The 18,539-nt window shown below is 64.1% G+C and carries 20 protein-coding genes; 11 read left to right on the top strand and 9 right to left on the bottom strand.

All coding sequences use genetic code 11. The annotated features are described in order from the left end of the window. The 5 genes from Q0O05_RS07350 to Q0O05_RS07330 all read left to right on the top strand — a co-directional run. On the top strand, positions 1–768 hold a 768-nt coding region (locus Q0O05_RS07350), incomplete at its 5' end, for a ParA family protein (protein ID WP_293661683.1). 4 nt (positions 769–772) lie between these two features. After that, on the top strand, positions 773–1,336 hold the full coding sequence (locus tag Q0O05_RS07345; RefSeq protein ID WP_293661681.1) for an alpha/beta hydrolase: 564 nt from the start codon (positions 773–775) through the stop codon (positions 1,334–1,336). Between the two features lie 34 nt (positions 1,337–1,370). Beyond that, positions 1,371–2,369, top strand: a complete 999-nt coding sequence (locus Q0O05_RS07340; protein ID WP_293661679.1) for a ParB/RepB/Spo0J family partition protein — start codon at positions 1,371–1,373, stop codon at positions 2,367–2,369. A gap of 93 nt (positions 2,370–2,462) precedes the next feature. Next, positions 2,463–3,251 (top strand): class I SAM-dependent methyltransferase, encoded by a 789-nt coding sequence (locus Q0O05_RS07335; RefSeq protein ID WP_293661677.1) that lies wholly within the window; start codon positions 2,463–2,465, stop codon positions 3,249–3,251. Then, positions 3,248–3,991, top strand: a complete 744-nt coding sequence (locus Q0O05_RS07330; protein WP_293661675.1) for an HD domain-containing phosphohydrolase — start codon at positions 3,248–3,250, stop codon at positions 3,989–3,991. Before Q0O05_RS07335 ends, Q0O05_RS07330 begins: the two co-directional genes overlap by 4 nt. Positions 3,992–4,064: 73 nt before the next feature. Here the strand turns inward: Q0O05_RS07330 and Q0O05_RS07325 are convergent, their stop codons facing one another. Next, positions 4,065–5,501 (bottom strand): FAD-linked oxidase C-terminal domain-containing protein, encoded by a 1,437-nt coding sequence (locus Q0O05_RS07325; protein ID WP_293661673.1) that lies wholly within the window; start codon positions 5,499–5,501, stop codon positions 4,065–4,067. A gap of 53 nt (positions 5,502–5,554) precedes the next feature. Between Q0O05_RS07325 and Q0O05_RS07320 the strand changes: the two genes are divergently transcribed. The 6 genes from Q0O05_RS07320 to Q0O05_RS07295 all read left to right on the top strand — a co-directional run bounded on the left by Q0O05_RS07320 (position 5,555) and on the right by Q0O05_RS07295 (position 10,601). Then, positions 5,555–6,130, top strand: coding sequence for a cob(I)yrinic acid a,c-diamide adenosyltransferase (locus tag Q0O05_RS07320; RefSeq protein WP_293661671.1), 576 nt, complete (start codon positions 5,555–5,557; stop codon positions 6,128–6,130). 143 nt (positions 6,131–6,273) lie between these two features. Beyond that, the gene (locus Q0O05_RS07315) at positions 6,274–7,119 is read left to right on the top strand and encodes an ABC transporter ATP-binding protein (RefSeq protein WP_293661669.1); all 846 of its coding nucleotides are present in this window, start codon (positions 6,274–6,276) and stop codon (positions 7,117–7,119) included. Continuing rightward, positions 7,106–8,050 carry an ABC transporter permease gene (locus Q0O05_RS07310; RefSeq protein ID WP_293661667.1) on the top strand — a complete coding sequence of 315 codons (945 nt, stop codon included), beginning with the start codon at positions 7,106–7,108 and terminating at the stop codon, positions 8,048–8,050. Before Q0O05_RS07315 ends, Q0O05_RS07310 begins: the two co-directional genes overlap by 14 nt. Then, complete coding sequence (locus Q0O05_RS07305) at positions 8,047–8,901, top strand: ABC transporter permease (protein ID WP_293661665.1); 855 nt, start codon at positions 8,047–8,049, stop codon at positions 8,899–8,901. The genes Q0O05_RS07310 and Q0O05_RS07305 overlap by 4 nt, the downstream gene beginning before the upstream one ends. A 52-nt stretch (positions 8,902–8,953) precedes the next feature. Beyond that, complete coding sequence (locus Q0O05_RS07300) at positions 8,954–9,958, top strand: ABC transporter substrate-binding protein (RefSeq protein WP_293661663.1); 1,005 nt, start codon at positions 8,954–8,956, stop codon at positions 9,956–9,958. Positions 9,959–9,974: 16 nt separating this feature from the next. Beyond that, complete coding sequence (locus tag Q0O05_RS07295) at positions 9,975–10,601, top strand: TetR/AcrR family transcriptional regulator (RefSeq protein WP_293661661.1); 627 nt, start codon at positions 9,975–9,977, stop codon at positions 10,599–10,601. A gap of 13 nt (positions 10,602–10,614) precedes the next feature. Here Q0O05_RS07295 and Q0O05_RS07290 read toward each other — a convergent pair whose 3' ends face one another. From Q0O05_RS07290 to Q0O05_RS07255, 8 genes are all read right to left on the bottom strand, one after another. Next, positions 10,615–11,706, bottom strand: a complete 1,092-nt coding sequence (locus Q0O05_RS07290) for a sulfate ABC transporter ATP-binding protein (protein ID WP_293661659.1) — start codon at positions 11,704–11,706, stop codon at positions 10,615–10,617. 56 nt (positions 11,707–11,762) lie between these two features. After that, positions 11,763–12,656: a sulfate ABC transporter permease subunit CysW gene (cysW, locus tag Q0O05_RS07285; protein ID WP_293661658.1), complete on the bottom strand. Its 894-nt coding sequence runs from the start codon at positions 12,654–12,656 to the stop codon at positions 11,763–11,765. Further along, positions 12,653–13,543, bottom strand: a complete 891-nt coding sequence (cysT, locus tag Q0O05_RS07280) for a sulfate ABC transporter permease subunit CysT (protein ID WP_293661657.1) — start codon at positions 13,541–13,543, stop codon at positions 12,653–12,655. Before cysT ends, cysW begins: the two co-directional genes overlap by 4 nt. Then, positions 13,544–14,545: a sulfate ABC transporter substrate-binding protein gene (locus Q0O05_RS07275; protein ID WP_293661655.1), complete on the bottom strand. Its 1,002-nt coding sequence runs from the start codon at positions 14,543–14,545 to the stop codon at positions 13,544–13,546. A gap of 155 nt (positions 14,546–14,700) precedes the next feature. Continuing rightward, positions 14,701–15,645: a MipA/OmpV family protein gene (locus Q0O05_RS07270; protein ID WP_293661653.1), complete on the bottom strand. Its 945-nt coding sequence runs from the start codon at positions 15,643–15,645 to the stop codon at positions 14,701–14,703. A 12-nt stretch (positions 15,646–15,657) separates the two neighbouring features. Next, positions 15,658–16,128 (bottom strand): CopD family protein, encoded by a 471-nt coding sequence (locus Q0O05_RS07265; RefSeq protein ID WP_293661651.1) that lies wholly within the window; start codon positions 16,126–16,128, stop codon positions 15,658–15,660. 129 nt (positions 16,129–16,257) lie between these two features. After that, positions 16,258–17,994 (bottom strand): sulfate permease, encoded by a 1,737-nt coding sequence (gene sulP / locus Q0O05_RS07260; protein WP_293661649.1) that lies wholly within the window; start codon positions 17,992–17,994, stop codon positions 16,258–16,260. Further along, positions 17,991–18,395 carry a TIGR01244 family sulfur transferase gene (locus tag Q0O05_RS07255; protein WP_293661647.1) on the bottom strand — a complete coding sequence of 135 codons (405 nt, stop codon included), beginning with the start codon at positions 18,393–18,395 and terminating at the stop codon, positions 17,991–17,993. The genes sulP and Q0O05_RS07255 overlap by 4 nt, the downstream gene beginning before the upstream one ends. Between the last annotated feature and the right edge of the window lie 144 nt (positions 18,396–18,539).

Below are 18,539 nucleotides of genomic sequence, written 5' to 3'. Positions count from 1 at the left end.
GTAGCCAACCAAAAAGGCGGCGTTGGCAAGACCACCACCACCGTCAACCTGGCAGCGGGCCTGGCCAAAGTGGGGCAGCGGGTGCTGATGATTGACCTCGATCCGCAGGGCAACGCCACCATGGGCTCGGGGGTGGACAAGCGCCAGCTTGCGCTCTCGGTGTACGACGTGCTGCTCGAATCCGCCAGCATCAAAGAAGCCCGCGCGACCAGCGAGAAGCTGATTGCGGGGGGGTGTGGCTACGACATTCTGGGCGCCAACCGAGAGCTTGCCGGCGCCGAGGTGGAAATGGTGGAACTCGAGCGCCGTGAGAGCCGCCTCAAGCAGGCACTTGCCGAGGTGGAGGGTGAGTACGACTTCGTGCTGATTGACTGCCCGCCCAGCCTGAGCATGCTGACGCTCAATGGACTGTGCTGCGCGCATGGCGTCATCGTGCCCATGCAGTGCGAATACTTCGCCCTCGAAGGACTGACCGATCTGGTCAACACCATCAAGCAGGTCAAGGCCAACCTCAACGACGACTTGCAAATCATCGGCCTGTTGCGGGTAATGTTCGACCCGCGCATTACCTTGCAGCAGCAGGTGAGCGACCAGCTCAAGACCCACTTTGGTGACAAGGTGTTCGACACCGTCATCCCCCGCAATGTGCGGCTGGCCGAGGCGCCGAGTTACGGTGTGCCCGGTGTGGTTTTCGACCCCGCCTCCAAGGGCGCGCAGTCCTTTGTGACCTTCGCACAAGAGATGGTCGACCGCATCAAGGCCATGTAATCGCATGGGCGCTGACTCGCTCACGGCCAACCGCACCGTCCTGCTGCTGCCAGGCTGGCAGAACTCGGGCCCGGCCCACTGGCAAAGCCGCTGGGAGGCCTTGCACGGCTTCACCCGTGTGCAGCAGCACGACTGGATGCAGCCTCTGCGTGGCGACTGGATGATGCAGCTTGAAGAGGCGGTCTTGGCCGCCCCCGCGCCGGTGGTGCTGGTGGCCCACAGCCTGGGCTGCATCCTGACTGCCGCCTGGGCGCAGCATTCGCAGAACACGCACCGCGTCAAGGCCGCGTTTCTGGTAGCGCCGGGCGACCCGCAGCGCGTTGAGCTGCAAGCCCCGCTCAAGAGCTGGCGGCCGGTGGTGATGCAGCCGTTGCCCTTTGCTGCCGAGCTATTGGGCAGCCGCAACGACCCCTTTTGCAGCATCGACCGCGCACAACAATTTGCCGGCGCCTGGGGGGCGGACTTCGTCGACTGCGGCGAGGTCGGCCACCTGAACGCCGACTCAGGCCTGGGCGACTGGCCCACGGGCCTGGCCCGCCTCGAAGCCCTCAATGAGCGCGCAGCCTGATAGCCACTCACAGAATTCAGAAGGAAGTACAACCATGGTTACCAAAAAACCCAAAGGCCTTGGCATGGGCCTGGAGGCCCTGCTGGGCCCCAAAGTCATTGACGCGCCCGCCGCCGATAGCACCACCGCGGGGAATAGCGCGCCCAGCAGCCTGTTGCTCACCGATATGGTGCCCGGCGTCTACCAGCCGCGTACCCGCATGGACGAGGGCGCCCTCTACGAGCTGGCCGAGAGCATCAAGGTCCAGGGCATCATGCAGCCTATTCTGGTGCGCCGACTGAGCGACGAAGACTCTCGCGTTCAGCGCGACAAGCAGGCCCTGGAGCGTGGTGACGCCGCAGCAGACAGCAGCGCCGCAGTGCGCCCGGTGTATGAAATCATTGCCGGCGAGCGGCGTTTTCGGGCCGCCAAAATCGCCGGCCTGAGCGAGGTGCCGGTGCTGGTGCGCGACGTGCCCAACGAGTCCGCCGCGGCCATGGCGCTGATCGAAAACATCCAGCGCGAAGACCTCAATCCGCTGGAAGAGGCGCAGGGCCTGCAGCGCCTGATCAAGGAGTTCGGCCTTACCCACGAAACCGCCGCGCAGGCCGTGGGCCGTTCGCGCAGCGCCGCCACCAACCTGCTGCGCCTCTTGAACCTGGCCGACCCGGTGCAAACCATGCTTATGGCTGGCGACATCGACATGGGCCATGCCCGCGCCTTGCTGCCGCTGGACCGCGCTACCCAAATCACCGCAGCCAACCAGATTGCCACCAAAAAAATGTCGGTGCGCGAGGCCGAGAGCCTGGTCAAGAAGCTCAGCGCCGAGTTCTCGCTCACGCCACAAAAGCCCGCCAAGGAAAAGTCCCGCGACATCAAGCGCGTGGAAGAAGAGCTCTCGGACTTGCTGATGGCGCAGGTTGATGTGCTGATCAAGAAGCGCGTCAAGCGCAACGGCCGGTTTGAAGAAATGGGCGAAGTCGTCATCCAGTTCGGCTCTCTCGACGAACTCAACGGCCTGATTGACCGGCTCGCCCCCGGCGCCAGCCGCTAATCTGCAAGAAGCCCCCACACCAGCATCAACACCAAAGCGCTATGAAAATAATAGCTGTTTGCGCATATTCCACGGGCGCTGGCATTGTTTTTTATGCCTGAAATCCTGCGTCGCATCAACCCAGCCCACTGGCAATGGCCGCTGCCGGCGGTGCTGGTGTGGGCCCTGTGCTGGCTCTTGTTTCGCGCGCTGGTGGAGCAGGGCTGGGCCTTGCACTGGGCGCTGGGAGCAGCCAGTGCGCTCGGGGTGGCCAGCAGCCTGTGGGGTGCAACCTGGTGGCGGCGCTTGCTGATTGCAGGGGGTTTTCCCTTGTCGCTGGGGGTGAGTCTGTCCACCCTGGGCGCAGAGGCGCTGCCCAGTTGGGCCTGGCTGTTGCCGCTGGGTTTGCTGTTGCTGGTCTATCCGGTGAACGCCTGGCGGGATGCGCCTCTGTTCCCGACCCCGCGCAACGCGCTCCTGGAGCTGCCCGCCCATGCGCCGCTGCCGGTGGGCGCCCATGTGCTGGACGCCGGCTGCGGCCTGGGCCACGGGCTGCTGGCCTTGCGGCGCGCCTATCCGCAGGCAGAGATGCACGGCATGGAGTGGAGCTGGCCGCTGCGCCTGCTGTGCGGGCTGCGCTGCCCGTGGGCACTGGTGACCCGTGCCGACATCTGGAAGGCCAACTGGGGCACCTACGACATGGTGTATCTGTTTCAGCGTCCCGAGAGCATGGACCGCGCCTTGGCCAAGGCCCGCGCCGAGCTGCGCCCGGGGGCCTGGCTGGTGAGTCTGGAGTTCGAGGCCACGCGCGGCACGCCTGTCGCCAGTTGGCCATCGCCCGATGGCAGAATGGTTTGGGCATACCAAGCGCCCCTGTACCCGCGCCCAGGAGAAAACACATGACCCAGCCTACCCCCACCCCCACCCCGACCGACGAAGCCCTGCACGCCGCCCAGGTCGTCCTGTTTGCCATGGCCACCCTGGCCGAAATGCGCGACTCCGACACCGAGAGCCACTTGCTGCGCGTGCAGCAATATGTGCGGATCTTGTGCACCGAGCTGCAAAAAAGCCCAGCCCATGCCAGCGCGCTCAGCCCGGCGTATGTGGAGAGCCTGGTCGCCAGCGTGCCGATGTACGACATGGGCACCATCGGCGTGCCAGACCGCGTGCTGCTCAAGCCTGGTCGCCTCACTGCCGATGAACTCGCCATCATGCGCACCCACACCACCCTCGGCCACGACGCGCTGGTGCGGGCCGAAAAAACGCTCGGCCGCGCCTCGCCGCTGCTTGCCACCGCCAAAGAGCTGACCCTGTGCCACCAGGAAAAGTGGGACGGCACCGGCTACCCCAAGGGCCTGTGGGGCGAGCAGATTCCGCTGTGCGCCCGCATCGTGGCGCTGGCCGACGTGTTCGACGCGCTCATCAGCAACAAGGTCTACAAGGACGGCGTGCCCCACGAGCGCGCCGTGGCCATCATCACCGAGGGCCGGGGCAGCCACTTTGACCCGGCGGTGGTTGACGCATTTCTTGTGGTTCAGGAGGACTTTCGGGCGGCCGCCAAGCGCTACGCCGATACCGACGCCGACATGCACCAGAAAATCGAATACCTTGCCAACGCCATCGCCGAGGTGGCAACCCTGTAAGCCTTAAAGCAGGCAAAAAGCAGACCAAAAGCAGCGCCAGCGCCCGTGCAGCGAGCGCCCACAGCTCCTGAATTTATAGCGAAAAGATTTTCCCGGGGTTCAGGATGTTGTGCGGGTCCAGCGCGCGTTTGATGGTGCGCATCATCTCCACCGCGCCGGAACCGGTCTCATCAATCAAGAATCCTTGCTTGTGCAGGCCGACGCCGTGTTCACCGGTGCAGGTGCCGCCCAGGCGCAGCGCGCGGGCCACCAGCGTGTGGTTGAGCTGCTCGGCGAGCTCGCGCTCCTGGGGCTGCGCGGGGTCAATCAGATAGCCCATGTGGAAGTTGCCGTCGCCCACGTGGCCAACCATGAAGTAGGGCAGGCCCGCGTCCTGCGCCTCGCGCACGCTGTCCAACAGGGCGTCGGCCAGGTGCGAAATCGGCACACAGGTGTCGGTGGTGATGACCTTGCAGCCCGGGCGGGACTGGATGCCGGCAAAGTAGGCGTTGTGTCGCGCGGTCCACAGCCGGGTGCGCTCCTCGGGGGTGGTGGCCCACTCGAACGCGCCGTCTTCGGCCCTCGCACCGAATTCAGCAGCAATCTCCTGCACCGTTTGCACCTGTTCGCGCACCCCGTCGGGGGAGCCGTGAAACTCCATCAGTAGCATGTCGCCCTCGCGCAGGCTGAGTTTGGAATGCGCGTTGACCATGCGCACCGTGTTGGCGTCGAGCAGCTCGCAGCGGGCAATCGGCACGCCGAGCTGGATGAGCTGGATGGTGGTTGCCACCGCATCGGCCAGGTTGGCGAAGCTGCAGGTAGCCGCCATCACCGCTTCCGGCAGGGGGTAGAGCTTGAGTGTGATTTCGGTCATCACGCCCAACGTGCCCTCGCTGCCCACCATCAGGCGTGTCAGGTCGTAGCCGGCGGACGATTTTTTGGCCCGTGTGCCGGTGCGAATTACTTCGCCGCTGGCAGTCACCACCTCCAGCGCCAGCACGTTTTCGCGCATGGTGCCGTAGCGCACCGCGTTGGTGCCGCTGGCGCGGGTGGCGCTCATGCCGCCGATGCTGGCGTCGGCGCCGGGGTCAATCGGGAAAAAAAGCCCTGCGCTTTTGACGGCTTCGTTGAGCTGCTTGCGGGTCACGCCGGGTTGCACGGTGACGGTCAGGTCCTCGGCGTTGATGGCCAGCACCTGGTTCATCCGGCTCACATCCAGGCTGATGCCGCCCTGCACCGCCAGCAGGTGCCCCTCGAGCGAAGAGCCCACGCCGAACGGAATCACCGGCACGCGGTAGCGCGCAGCCAGTTGAATGGCGTCGCTCACATCGGCGGTGCTCTGCGCAAACACCACCGCTGCGGGCGGCGGCACATCAAAGGCCGACTCGTCCCGCCCGTGCTGCTCGCGCACTACCAGCGCGGCCGAAAACTGCCCGCCAAAGCGGGACTTGAGGTCCTCCAATAGGGCGGCTGGAACGTCTCGCAGGTTCAGCTGCGGCAGCAGGTGGCTGTGGGCGGTGGGTGCGTTCATGGTGTGTCTCCTTTATGAATGCATTGTAGGAACTAGCCTGCCACAATGCACCCATGACCAACCGACTCACACAAATTGCCACCCGTACCGGGGACAACGGCACCACCGGGCTTGGCGACAACACCCGTGTCTCTAAAAACAGCTTGCGGGTGCACGCCATGGGCGATGTGGACGAGCTCAACAGCCAGATCGGCGTATTGCTGTGCGAAGACATGCCCCCCGCCGTGCGCGAGCTGCTGGTGGAAATGCAACACCAGCTCTTTAATCTGGGTGGCGAGCTGTCCATCCCGGGCTTCGAGCTTCTCAAGTTTGAAGCAGTGCTGGCGCTGGACCAGGCACTGGCTGAATACAACGCCACCCTGCCGCGCCTGGAAGAATTCATTTTGCCCGCCGGCACGCGTGCGGCCTCGCTAGCCCATGTGTGCCGCACCGTGGCCCGCCGCGCCGAGCGCGCAGTGGTGGCGCTGGGCAACGAGGAGGCACTCAAAGACACGCCCCGCCAGTACCTCAACCGTCTCTCGGACCTGATGTTTGTGCTTGCCCGCGTCCTCAACCGCCATCGCACCGATGGCAGCACCGGGGACGACGTGTACTGGAAGAGCGAGCGCATGGCCCAGCGCGCCGACTAGGGGCCCCGTACAAACCCCAGTGGTGAGACTGGCATGGAACTGGCTAGTATGGATGCATAAGCTGACCATTTGGTTAGTTTGAAGCTTCCAGGTTGTGGCCGAGCTCTATCATGGTGCGAACACACAACCCCTACCGTGCGGCAATGAACCTTTCTGATGCATCCGGCCTTGCGGCCAACCCGCCCCCGAGCAGCCCCATGAGCCCCGCGCCCGAGCGCGCCCGAACGGCCGTGTCGGTGCGCAACGCCAGCGTGGTCTACCAGACGGTGGACTCCCCGGTGCATGCCCTGGCCGGTATTGACCTCGACATTTCCGAGGGCGAGTTCGTCTCCCTCATCGGCCCATCGGGCTGCGGCAAAACCACCCTGATGCGGGTGATTGCCGACCTTGAGCCCATCAGCGCCGGCGAGGTGCTGGTCAATGGTGTGAGCCCGCATGCGGCGCGGCTTGCGCGCGCCTACGGGTATGTGTTTCAGGCGCCGGCCCTGTTCCCCTGGCGCACGGTGCTGGGCAATGTCACCCTGCCGCTACAGATTCAGGGCAGGCCGCGTGCCGAGGCCAAGCGCATTGCCATGGAGCATCTCGAGCGGGTGGGCCTCAAGGGTTTTGAGGGCAAGTACCCCTGGCAGCTCTCCGGCGGCATGCAGCAGCGGGTCTCGATCGCGCGTGCGCTGTCGTTTGAGCCCAGGATTCTCATGATGGACGAACCCTTTGGCGCGCTCGACGAAATCACCCGCGACCGCCTCAACGAGCAGTTGCAGCAGCTCTGGCAGCGTGAGCGCCGCACGGTGGTGTTTGTGACGCACAGCATCGCCGAAGCGGTTTACCTGTCTACCAAAATCGTGGTCATGTCACCGCGCCCGGGGCGCATCGTCAAGGTGATTGACTCGCCTCTGCCCGATGCGCGGCACTTGGGGCTGCGTGACACGCCCGAATTCATGGCACTGGCCCACGAGGTCCGTGAGGCTTTGGCTGATGGACACCACTAGCGATATATCCGGGCAGGCCTTGCCGCCCGGCGGGACATCGCAATCCCCGCGGGGCGTCGCTGCCCGGCTCGTGCATCAGTGGCTACCGGTGGTGGTGGTGCTGTTGGCCGTGCTGGCGGCCTGGTATGTGGCGGCCTGGGGCCTGAATGCGCAGGGTGCCATTGAACGGGTACTCGATGAAGAAGCGGGCTACACCCAGATGGAGCTGCTGCAGGCCACCATGAACATGGAGCGCCCCCTCATGCCCGCGCCCCACCAGGTAGCCCTGGATTTTTATGAGAGCCTGACCGAGTGGCCGCTGGACTCGCCGCGCAATCTCATTTATCACGTCGTGGTCACCGGGGAGTCCACCCTGCTGGGCTTTGCCATGGGCACGGCGCTGGGGCTGCTGCTATCGGTGCTGATCGTGCACAGCCGCACGCTCGATAAAGCCCTGTTGCCGTGGATTGTTGCCTCGCAGACCGTGCCGGTGCTGGCCATTGCGCCGATCGTGCTGGTGCTGTTGGGCAGTCTGGGTTTTTCGGGTACCGCACCCAAGGCGGTGATTGCCATGTACTTGTGCTTTTTCCCGGTAACGGTGGCCATGGTGCAGGGCCTGCGCTCGCCGCAAAAAATCGAGACCGAGATGCTGCACACCTACGCCGCCAGCCGCTGGCAGGCGCTGTGGTTGTTGCGCCTGCCTTCTGCCCTGCCGTTTCTGTTTCCGGCTCTGCGCGTGGGTGTGGCTGCGGGCCTGGTCGGCGCCATGGTGGCTGAGCTGCCCACCGGCGCGCAGGCCGGCCTGGGCGCGCGCCTGCTCACCGGTTCGTATTACGGGCAGACCACACAAATCTGGTCTGCGCTGGTGATGTCGGCGCTCCTGGGGCTGGCGCTCACCGGCATCGTGGCTGGTGTGGAGCGGCTGGTGCTGCGCAGCAGGGGTGGCGCATGAATGAGGGCCTGTGGTTCTGGCCGGCCATGGCGCTGCTGTCGGTCGTAGCAGGTTACAGCGTGGTGCGCATGGCGGCGGTGCCGCAGGTGCGCTGGGGCGCCACTGCCACGGCGGCGCTGTTCGGCCTGTGGGTGTTGCTGTTCTGGGAGATTCTGGTGCGCGCGCTGGATGTGCCCCGCGTCCTGCTGCCGGCGCCGAGTCTGATTGTGGGATCACTGGCCGACCACACCGCCAAGCTCTGGGGTGACTTTGTGCAAACCGTGCTGCGGGCGGTGGTGGTGGGTTGGTTGGTCGGCTGCGGTACCGGCTTTGCGGTGGCGGTCGCCATCGACCGGCTGCCCTTTTTACAGCGCGGTCTGTTGCCGGTGGCCTCGCTCACCAGCGCCATTCCTCTGGTGGGCGTGGCACCTATTGCGGTGATGTGGTTTGGCTTTGACTGGCCCTCCAAGGCCGCTGTGGTGGTGCTGATGACTTTCTTCCCCATGCTGGTCTCCACGCTGGCGGGCCTGCAGGCGGCCGGCAAGCTCGAGCGGGAACTGATGTACAGCTACGCCGCCAGCTACTCGCGCACTCTGCTGGCCTTGCGCCTGCCGGCAGCGCTGCCCTTCATCTTCGGAGCCCTCAAGGTGAATGCCACGCTGGCCCTGATTGGCGCCATCGTGGCCGAGTTTTTTGGATCGCCCACCTCGGGCCTGGGTTTTCGCATCAGCACCGAGGCAGCGCGCATGAACATGCCGCTGGTTTGGGGCGCGATTGTGGTGGCGGCGGTGACCGGTTCGGTGGCCTATGCCTTGTTAGTTGCTTTGGAGCGCCGTGCGGCGTTCTGGCATCCCTCGGTGCGCGAAGGGTGAGCCCGCGCTTGGTTTGAGTTGCGTTTTCATTAACCCCTAGAAGGAGATTTCCATGATTCGTTCTTCCCTCTGCGCCAAAAGCCTATTGACGCTCGCGCTGGCAGTCGCCGGCTTTGCTGCCCAGGCAGCCGACAAAGTGACCGTCCAGCTCAAGTGGGTGCCGCAAGCCCAGTTCGCCGGCTACTACATGGCCGCCGCCAAGGGCTTCTACAAAGAAGCCGGCCTGGACGTAACCATCAAACCCGGCGGCCCCGACATTGCTCCCACCCAGGTGATTGCCGGCAAGCAAGCCGACATCGTGGTGGACTGGATGCCCTCGGCGCTTGCCGCCCGCGAAGCCGGCGTGCCGCTGGTGAACGTGTCGCAGGTGTTCAACCAGTCCGGCCTGATGCTGACCTGCAAAAAGTCCAGTGGTGTCTCCACCCCCAAAGACTTCAAGGGCAAGACCCTGGGCGTCTGGTACGGCGGCAACGAATACCCCTTCCTGAACTGGATGGGCAAGCTCGGCCTCAAGACCGACTCCGATATCAAGATCCTCAAGCAAGGCTTTAACGTCGACCCGCTGCTGCAAAACCAGGCTGCGTGTATTTCCACCATGATCTACAACGAATACTGGCAAGTGGTGGACGCGGGCGTCAAAGAGAAAGATCTGGTCACCTTCTTCTATGAAAAAGAAGGCGTGGCCACCTTGGAGGATGGCCTCTATGTGCTCGAGGGCAACCTGAAAGACCCCGCCTTTGTGGCAAAGATGGGCAAGTTCCTCAAAGCCACGCTCAAGGGCTGGGACGCCGCTGTCAAGGACCCTGAAGGCGCCGCCAAAGCCGTGGTTGCCGCTGACACCTCGGGCAGCGCCAGCATGAAGGTGCAAAAGCGCCAGATGGAAAACGTGGCCAAGCTGATTACCAACGCCGGCACCAAGAAGATCGGTTATCTGGAGCCGGCCGCTTACGAGCGCACCGTCAAGGTCCTGCTGGCTGGCGGTAGCGACCCCGTGATCAAGAAAGATCCGGGCAAGGCCGCCTACTCACACGCTATCTGGGAAGCAGCCCAGAAGTGATTGAATAATCGGCGGCATGACGTCTGTTGCCGATACCCCCAAGGGCCTTATTCGCCAGGCGAATGAGGCCCTTATTCTTTCTGCTGCCGAGCGGGTGTTTGCCCGCGCCGGCTTCGGCGGCGCCACCATGGCCGCCATCGCCGAGGCCAGCGGCCTGCCCAAGGCCAACCTGCATTACTACTTCGGCAGCAAAGAGGTGCTGTACCGCGCCGTGCTGGCCCGCATATTGAGCGACTGGCTGGTGCCTGCCCACGGCATCACGGTCGACGCCGACCCCCGCACCGCGCTGACCAACTACATCCGCGCCAAGATGGAGCTCTCCGCCCAGCGGCCCGACGGCTCCAAGGTCTGGGCCAACGAGCTGCTGCACGGCGCGCCGGTGGTCAAAGAGCTGCTGGCCAACGACCTGCGCCAACTCACCCTCGAGAAAGCCGCCGTGGTGCAAGCCTGGGCCGACGCCGGCCGAATCGCCCCGGTGGACGGCGTGCACCTCTTCTTCACCATCTGGGCCGCCACCCAGACCTACGCCGACTTCGACGTGCAGATCTGCGCCGTGATGGACCAGAATGCTTTGGGTGAGCAGGACTTTGAGCGCTCCACCCGGCACCTGGTGTCGTTTATCTTGCGGGGGTGTGGGCTGTAGTTCCCCACTCGCCTTACGCGGTAAACACTCTGGCCTTGCGCGGAGTGAGCACTACGATGTCGCCGTCTTTGATGTCCAGCGCCTTGTATTCCTGCGCGCCAATCTGCGCTTCGATGATGTCGCCGCTGCCGGCTGCGCTGCGGTCTTCAGGCAGGAGTTCCAGGCGGGCAATCGGGCCCACCACAATGGCGCGCACCAACCTGGCGACGATGCCGCCTGCGGCTTGGCCGGCTGTGTAGCGCTGAATATCCAGGTCGTGCGGGCGCACGTAGGCGAAGGCCTTGGCGTTTTGTGCCTCCCGATGCTCGGGGCTGGCCAGGCGCACGCCGTGGTGGTCTTCGCCGATAAGCATTTCGCCTTCGTGGGCGCGCCCGTGGAAGAGGTTCACGTCGCCCAGAAAGCCATACACGAAGGGGCTTGCGGGGTGCTCCCAGACCTGCTGGGGCGAGCCGATCTGCTCAACCTTGCCGCCGTTCATGAGCACCACGCGGTCTGCCACCTCCAGCGCTTCCTCCTGGTCGTGGGTCACAAAAATACTGGTCACATGCAGATCGTCGTGCAGCCGGCGCAGCCAGCGGCGCAGCTCTTTGCGCACCTTGGCGTCAAGCGCGCCGAAGGGCTCATCGAGCAGCAGCACCTTGGGCTCCACCGCCAGTGCGCGCGCCAGTGCAATGCGCTGGCGTTGGCCGCCGGAAAGCTGCGCGGGGTAGCGGTCAGACAGCCAATCGAGCTGCACCAGCGCCAGCAGCTCGTGCACTTTTTGCTTGATCACGGTTTCACTGGGGCGCTGGGCACGCGGCTTCATGCGCAGGCCGAAGGCCACGTTGTCAAACACCGACATGTGCCGGAACAGCGCGTAGTGCTGGAACACAAAGCCCACGTTGCGCTCGCGCACATGCACGTCGGTGGTGTCTTCGCCGCTGAAGAGGATGCTGCCGGCGTCGGCCGTTTCCAGCCCGGCGATGATGCGCAGCAGCGTGGTCTTGCCGCAGCCCGAGGGGCCCAGCAGGGCCACGAGTTCACCGGACTCGATGTCCAGCGATACGTCTTGCAGGGCCTTGAAGCTGCCGAAGTCTTTGCTGACCTTGCGGATTGCGATGCTCATGGTGTGTATTTCACAAAGGGGGACAAAGAGGGACGAAGGGGGATGAGGGAGGGCGTTTAGTGCAGTGGCTTTTCGGGGGGCAGTTCGGCGGCGGCTTTTTCCTGCCGCTCGAACTGCCACTCCACAAAGGACTTGATAACCAGCGTCACCAGGGCCAGGAGGGCCAGCAACGACGCGATGGCAAATGCCGCCACCGACTGGTATTCGTTGTACAAAATCTCAACGTGCAGGGGCATGGTGTTGGTCTGCCCGCGGATGTGGCCCGACACCACCGACACCGCGCCAAACTCGCCCATGGCACGCGCGTTACACAAAATCACTCCGTAGATCAGGCCCCACTTGATGTTGGGCAGGGTCACATGCCAGAAAGTCTGCCAGCCGGTGGCGCCCAGCACGATGGCGGCCTGTTCCTCTTCGGTGCCTTGGGCCTGCATGAGGGGGATGAGCTCGCGGGCGATGAAGGGGAAGGTCACAAAAATCGTGGCCAGCACAATGCCCGGCACCGCAAAGATGATCTTCACATCGTTGGCCTGCAGCCAGGCGCCGAACCAGCCGTGCGCGCCGAACAGCAGCACATAAACCAGCCCCGCCACCACCGGCGAGACGGAGAACGGCAAGTCCACCAGCGTCGTCAAAAAGGCCTTGCCGCGGAACTCGTATTTGGCGATGGCCCAGGCCGCAGCCACCCCGAACACCAGATTCAGCGGCACAGCGATGGCGGCAGTCAGCAAGGTCAGGCGAATCGCGCTCCAGGCGTCGGGCTCGGTAAACGACGCAAAAAAAGCATCCGCCCCTTTGCGCAGCGCCTCGGCAAATACCGCCGCCAGCGGCAGCAGCAGAAACAAAAAGATGAAACCCAGGGCCAGCCCGATGAGCGTCCACTTCACCCACGCGGGCTCGGTGGTGCCCGACTTGGCGCGGCGCAGGATGTGGGCATTGGCGCCGCTCATGACTTGGCTCCTGCGCGATGACGCTGCCAACTCTGCAGCGCGTTGATAACCAGCAGCATGACAAACGAGATGCACAGCATCACCACCGCCACCGCGGTGGCACCGGCGTAGTCGTATTGCTCGAGCTTGCCGATGATGATGAGGGGAGTGATTTCAGAGACCATGGGCATGTTGCCGGCAATAAAGATGACCGAGCCGTATTCCCCGATGGCCCGCGCGAAAGCCATGGCAAAGCCGGTCAGGAGCGCCGGTGCAATGGTGGGAAAAATCACGAACCGGAAGGTCTGCCAGCGGGTGGCGCCCAGGCAGGTGGCGGCTTCTTCGAGCTCTTTTTCAGCGTCCTCGAGCACCGGCTGCACCGTACGTACGACAAAGGGCAGGCCAATAAAGATCAGCGCGATTACCACACCGTTGCGGTTGAAGGCGAGCTGAATCCCATAGGGCTCGAGCAGGCTGCCCACCCAGCCGTTGCTGGCAAGCAGGGCGGTGAGCGAAATGCCGGCCACCGCCGTGGGCAGGGCAAACGGCAGATCCACCAGCGCGTCAATGATTCTCTTGCCCGGAAACTGGTAGCGCACCAGCACCCAGGCCACCAGCAGACCTGCCACCGCATTCACGACCGCCGCCAGAAACGAGGCGCCGAAGGTCAGCTGGTAGGAGGCGATCACCCGCGGGCTGGTGACGGCAGACACAAACTGCTCCCAGGTCAGGGTGAAGGTCTTGAACAGCAGGGCCGAGAGCGGGATCAGCACGATGATGCTGAGGTAGAACAGCGTGAAGCCCAGCGTGATCTTGAAGCCCGGCAGTACCCGCCTGGTCGCGCGCGCGCGGGCAGGCGTGCCCGCCGGGACCCCTGCAGCGGCTCCTGCATTCGCAAAAACCGTCATTTACTTGACCGTGTAGAGCTTGTCGAACTGACCGCCGTCGTTGAAGTGCACTTTCTGCGCCTCAGCAAACGAGCCGAAGTAGTCTTCCACCCGGAACAAGGTTATCGGCTTGAACACGTTGCCGAATTTCTTGAGGATGGCGGGGTTGCTCGGGCGGATGGCGTGCTTGGCGGCGATTTCCTGCGCCTCATCGGTGTAGAGGTAGTTCAGGTAGGCGCGGGCTGCGTCACCGGAGCCCTTTTTGGCGACGGTGCGTTCGACCACGGCCACCGGGTTCTCTGCGACCACCGAGCTGCTCGGGTGCACCGCGTCCACCTTGCCGGCACCGAACTCGTTGTCCACGCTCACCACCTCGGACTCAAAGGTGACCAGCACATCGCCAATGTTGCGCTGCAAAAAGATGGTGGTCGCATCGCGTCCGCCCTTGGCAAGCACCGGTACGTTTTTGTAGAGTTTGCTCACAAACTCCAGCGCTTGTGCGTCTGTGCCGCCCTTCTTGCGCACCTGACCCCAGGCCGCCAGATAGGCCATGCGGCCGTTGCCGCCGGTCTTGGGGTTGACGACCACCACCTGCACGCCGGGCTTGATCAGGTCGTCCCAGTCTTTGATGCCTTTGGGGTTGCCGTTGCGCACCAGAAACAACATGGTCGAGCTGGTGGGTGCGGCGTTGTTGGGAAACTTCTTGGTCCAGTCCTTGGCCACCACGCCGGTGCCCGCCAGAAACTCCACGTCGGTGCTGGTGTTGAACGTGACTACGTCAGCGTCCAGCCCGTCGTTCACCGCACGCGCCTGCGCGCTGGAGCCGCCATGGGCCTGGTCAATCTTGATGTCTTTGCCGGTGGTTTTTTTGTAATTGGCGATGAACGCAGCGTTGACGTCTTTGTAAAACTCGCGCGACACGTCGTACGAGGCGTTGAGCAAACTAGTTTGTGCCGCTACCAAATTGCTAGCTGCCAGCGCAATAACGGCGAGGGCCAGAGAGGCTTTTTGCTTGATTTTCATAGGAGTTCCAAAAGAAAAAAAGGGCCGCCTGAAGGGCGGCCGCAGAGACATCACAGCGCGATTCTGGTGAGTCGGGGTCCAAACCACAACGAATACTTCGTTGTTTGTTTATGTGCAAAAGCGTCTAAACGGCCACTTGGTCCGCATGGTTTGCCTCAGCGCGCCCGCTCCTGCGAGCGCGCCAGCATCCAGGTCAGCCCCACTCCGGCGGCGTAGTCGCTGTCGCGGGCGTGCAGGGGGCTGGCGGCGTTGGGGCTGGCGGTGTAGCTCTCGCCGCGCACAAAGCCAAACACACGCACATCCCGTGTCAGCGCCCGCGACGCGCTCACCGACAGGCGCGCGGCAATCAGGCCGGGCGCGGCGTCATAGGCCGTCCGGGTGGCGGTGGCCTGCGCGGCAGTCACGCCATAGAAATACTGGTTCAGACTTGCATCGCCAAACACCAGTCCGGCGCTGGTGGTGAAGCGCCATGCCGAGCCCGGCGCGCGGGTCTCCCACAGCAGCTCGGGCTCTGCGGCCCAGCCCTGGCTGCGAATGCCGCCCTGCCACTCCAGCACCGAACGCAGTGGCAGCTCCAGCCGGATCTGCGAATGCCCATCCGGCCGCGCCAGCACGGTCTTGATGCGGGGGCCGAATTCCACCAGCGTGCCCAGGTCGGGCATGTTCTTTCGCAGGGTCACGTCGTTCGAGCTGGCCGGCAGAGAGCCCGAAAAGCCGATATCGAACTCGGTGTCAGCCGTGTGCACCAGGCGCGCGCCTATGCTGCCCCGCTCGGCACGAAAAACCTCGCCACGGTAAATCAGTACCGGCAGGGCGGTTACCAGCCCGCTGCGCTGCTCGGATGCGGGGTAGGCAGGCGTGCCTACTGCTCCGGCGAACACGCCCAGCTCCCACAGCGGCAGCGCGCCGCCCTCCATGCCCCCATCGACACCGCCTTGCGAGTGCGCAACGCCTGTCACGCCGACCCAACTAAAGGCCAGCAAGCCGGCCCATTGGAGCGCCCGTTTATGGGTGAGCTTCCAGCTTTTGAGGCCGTGCGGCGCCTTGGAGCGCAGGCATTTTTCCGGTGTGGGGCGGGCTGGGTGTTGCATGCCGGGCATGGTAGGGCTTTTTCAGCCCAGCAGCCTCACCGCGGCAATAGCCAGCCAGCCCAGTACAAAGTTGGTCACCATCAGCGCGTGAATCTGGCCGGCGGCCTTGGCAGCGGCCGGCCACTGGGCGGCGCTCACCGCACGGCGGTATTTTTGAAAGCCGGCAAAGTAAATATGGCCGAAGATCAAGAACATCAGGGCGCCCAGGCCGGTCATCACCATCCAGCCCAGCGGCATCACACCGTGGCCGGTGGCTTCGCGGGCGGCCTTCATCGCGCTGCCCACCATGGAGCCGCCACTGGCCAACAGCACCACGATGGCAATCAGCACCGCCACAAAAAACCGCTGCCATACCGCTGCCATCAACACCGCGCGCGGCTGCGCCTCCATGACCGAGTGGGTGGCGGGTCGCAGCGCGATCAGCATGAAGGTCATCCCGCCCATCCAGACGATGGCGGCGGTGAGGTGCAGGAGTTTGATCAGGTCGTACATAAGGGGTTCCAGAGGGGGGTTGAGTACGCATTGTCAGTGCGGCTTTGACAGAACGTTACCAGCCGGACCATTGCCCCCGCGTCGTTTTGGTCATCGCCACCCCGCAGGGCGCGCGGGGCGGCAGGGAACTCAAGGGCGCTGAGTGAGCTCGGGCGTGAGCGCTTGGATGGCCTGGTAGTTGGTCAAAAACACCCGGCCGGGCAAATGCTCCAAGAACTGCGTGCGCTGCAGTTTGTCCATGACCGGGCCCTTGATTTCCGAGAAATGCAGTGCGATGCCGGAGTCCTTCAGCCGGCTGGCAATGGCCTCCAGGCTCTCCAAAGCACTGGCGTCGATGTCGTTGACACCGGAGCATTGCAGCAGCACGTGTTCCAGCGCGGGGTGCGAGGCCACCTCGGCGTTGATACGGTCTTCGATGCCGCGCGCGTTCGCAAAGAACATGCTGGCATCCACCCGCAGGCACACCAGAGTGGGGCTCACCAAGACCTCATGCCGCAGCACATTGCGAAAGTGCTCCGTTCCCGGCACCAGGCCCACGGTAGCAATATGGGGCCGGCTGGCCCGCAATAAAAACAGGGCCAGCGACACCAGCACCCCCAGCACCAGGCCGCTTTCTACGCCGATAAGGAGCGTGGCCAGCAGGGTCGTGGAAACGGCGATGAAATCCAGCTTGGAGAATCGCCAGGTGGATTTCAAGATGTTGAAGTCCACCAGCGACAGCACGGCCACGATGATGGTGGCAGCCAGCGTGGCTTGCGGCAGGTAGTACAGCGCCGGCGTTAAGAACAAAGACGCCAGGGTGATGCCCGCCGCGGTGTAGACCCCTGCAGCCGGGGTGACCGCGCCTGCATCAAAATTCACCACCGAGCGGGCAAAACCGCCGGTCACCGGAAAACCGCCGCTGAAGGCCGCCCCCAGGTTGCTTGCGCCAAGTGCCACCAGCTCCTGGTCGGGCTCAATGCGCTGTCTGCGCTTGGCGGCCAGGGTTTGACCCACCGACACCGACTCCACAAAGCCCACCACGCTGATCAGCAGCGCGGGCACCAACAACTCACGCCACAGCGCGAGGTCCCACAGGGGTGCGGTCAAGGGCGGCATACCTTGGGGTACGGTGCCCACCAGTTTCATGCCTTGCCCCTGCCAATCCAGCTTCCAGGCAAGCAATGTGGTCAGGGCGATGGCCACCACTGGCCCCGCCTTGGCCACCACATCGGCGAGTCGGGGGGGGAGCCCTGTCTTTATGAGCAATGGCTTGAGGCCTTTGCGGACCCAGAATAAGAACGCAGTCGCCGCCAGCCCGACACTCAGCGTGAGCAGTTGAACGTTTTGGAGTTGCCGCACCAGCGCATCGACCAGCTCTACAAAGTTATGCCCCTCAGCTGTAACGCCCATCAGGGTTTTCATTTGGCTGGCGGCAATCAGTAATCCGGAGGCTGAAATAAAGCCCGAAATCACCGGGTGGCTCAGGAAGTTGGCGAGAAACCCCAGGCGAAGCAAACCCATGACCAGCAGGATGCCGCCCGACAAAAACGCCAAGGTAATCGCCACCTGCCAATAGGCGTGCGTGCCGGCGGCGGCATGCTCCCCCACCGCCGCAGCGGTCATCAGCGACACCACGGCCACCGGCCCCACCGCCAGGACGCGGCTGCTGCCCAGCACGGCGTACATCAGCAAGGGCGCCACGCTGGCATACAGCCCCACCTCCGGCGGCAAGCCGGCCAACAAGGCGTAGGCCAAGCTTTGCGGAATCAGCATGATGGTGACGATGAGCGCCGCCACCAAGTCGTTGATCAGCGCCTCCTTGTTGTAGCGGCGCCCCCAATCGAGGATGGGCAGTGTGGGGAGCCAGCGGGCCTGTGTGGTCATGAGCCCACCACGGCCTTCATGTCAAAGCCGGCCTTCTGCGAAGTTTCCAGGATGTGCGCCAATGGCAGGGTTCCCGCCTGAGACAGCGCCCACATGGTGGTGGACCGCATTCCGGTGCGGCAATACGCCAGCACCGGGCCGGGCAATGTGTGAAGGAGCTCGCCGAACGACTTGCCGTGTTCATCACTCACCTTGCCGGTCTCTGCCGGGAGGTAGCGCGCCTGCAGGCCCAGCTGCTGCGCGGCCCGCTCGATCTCTGCGAAGCCGGGCTGATCCGGGCCTTCGCCGTCCGGGCGGTTGCAGATGATGGCCTTGAAGCCTGCTTGGGCGATGGCCTGCATCTCACTCGTCAGAATTTGGGGGCTGACAGAGAGCGCCGGGGTGATTTCCTTGAGGTCCATGCTGTCTCCTTGGTGGTTGATCGTTAATGCGCGCTTTTGGCTTTGCGGGGGGCGTGGACAAACCGGTCCATCAGCTCAAAGCCCACCATGCCGATGAGCATGGCCGCCACAAACCACAGCGCCTTGGGTTGCCCGTCTGCCATC

Source organism: Rhodoferax sp. OV413 (assembly GCF_945881795.1).
In the GTDB taxonomy this organism is placed as follows: domain Bacteria; phylum Pseudomonadota; class Gammaproteobacteria; order Burkholderiales; family Burkholderiaceae_C; genus Allorhodoferax.
The sequence above is the reverse complement of the archived record's forward strand: the minus strand, read 5'-3'. Positions and strand labels throughout refer to the sequence as shown.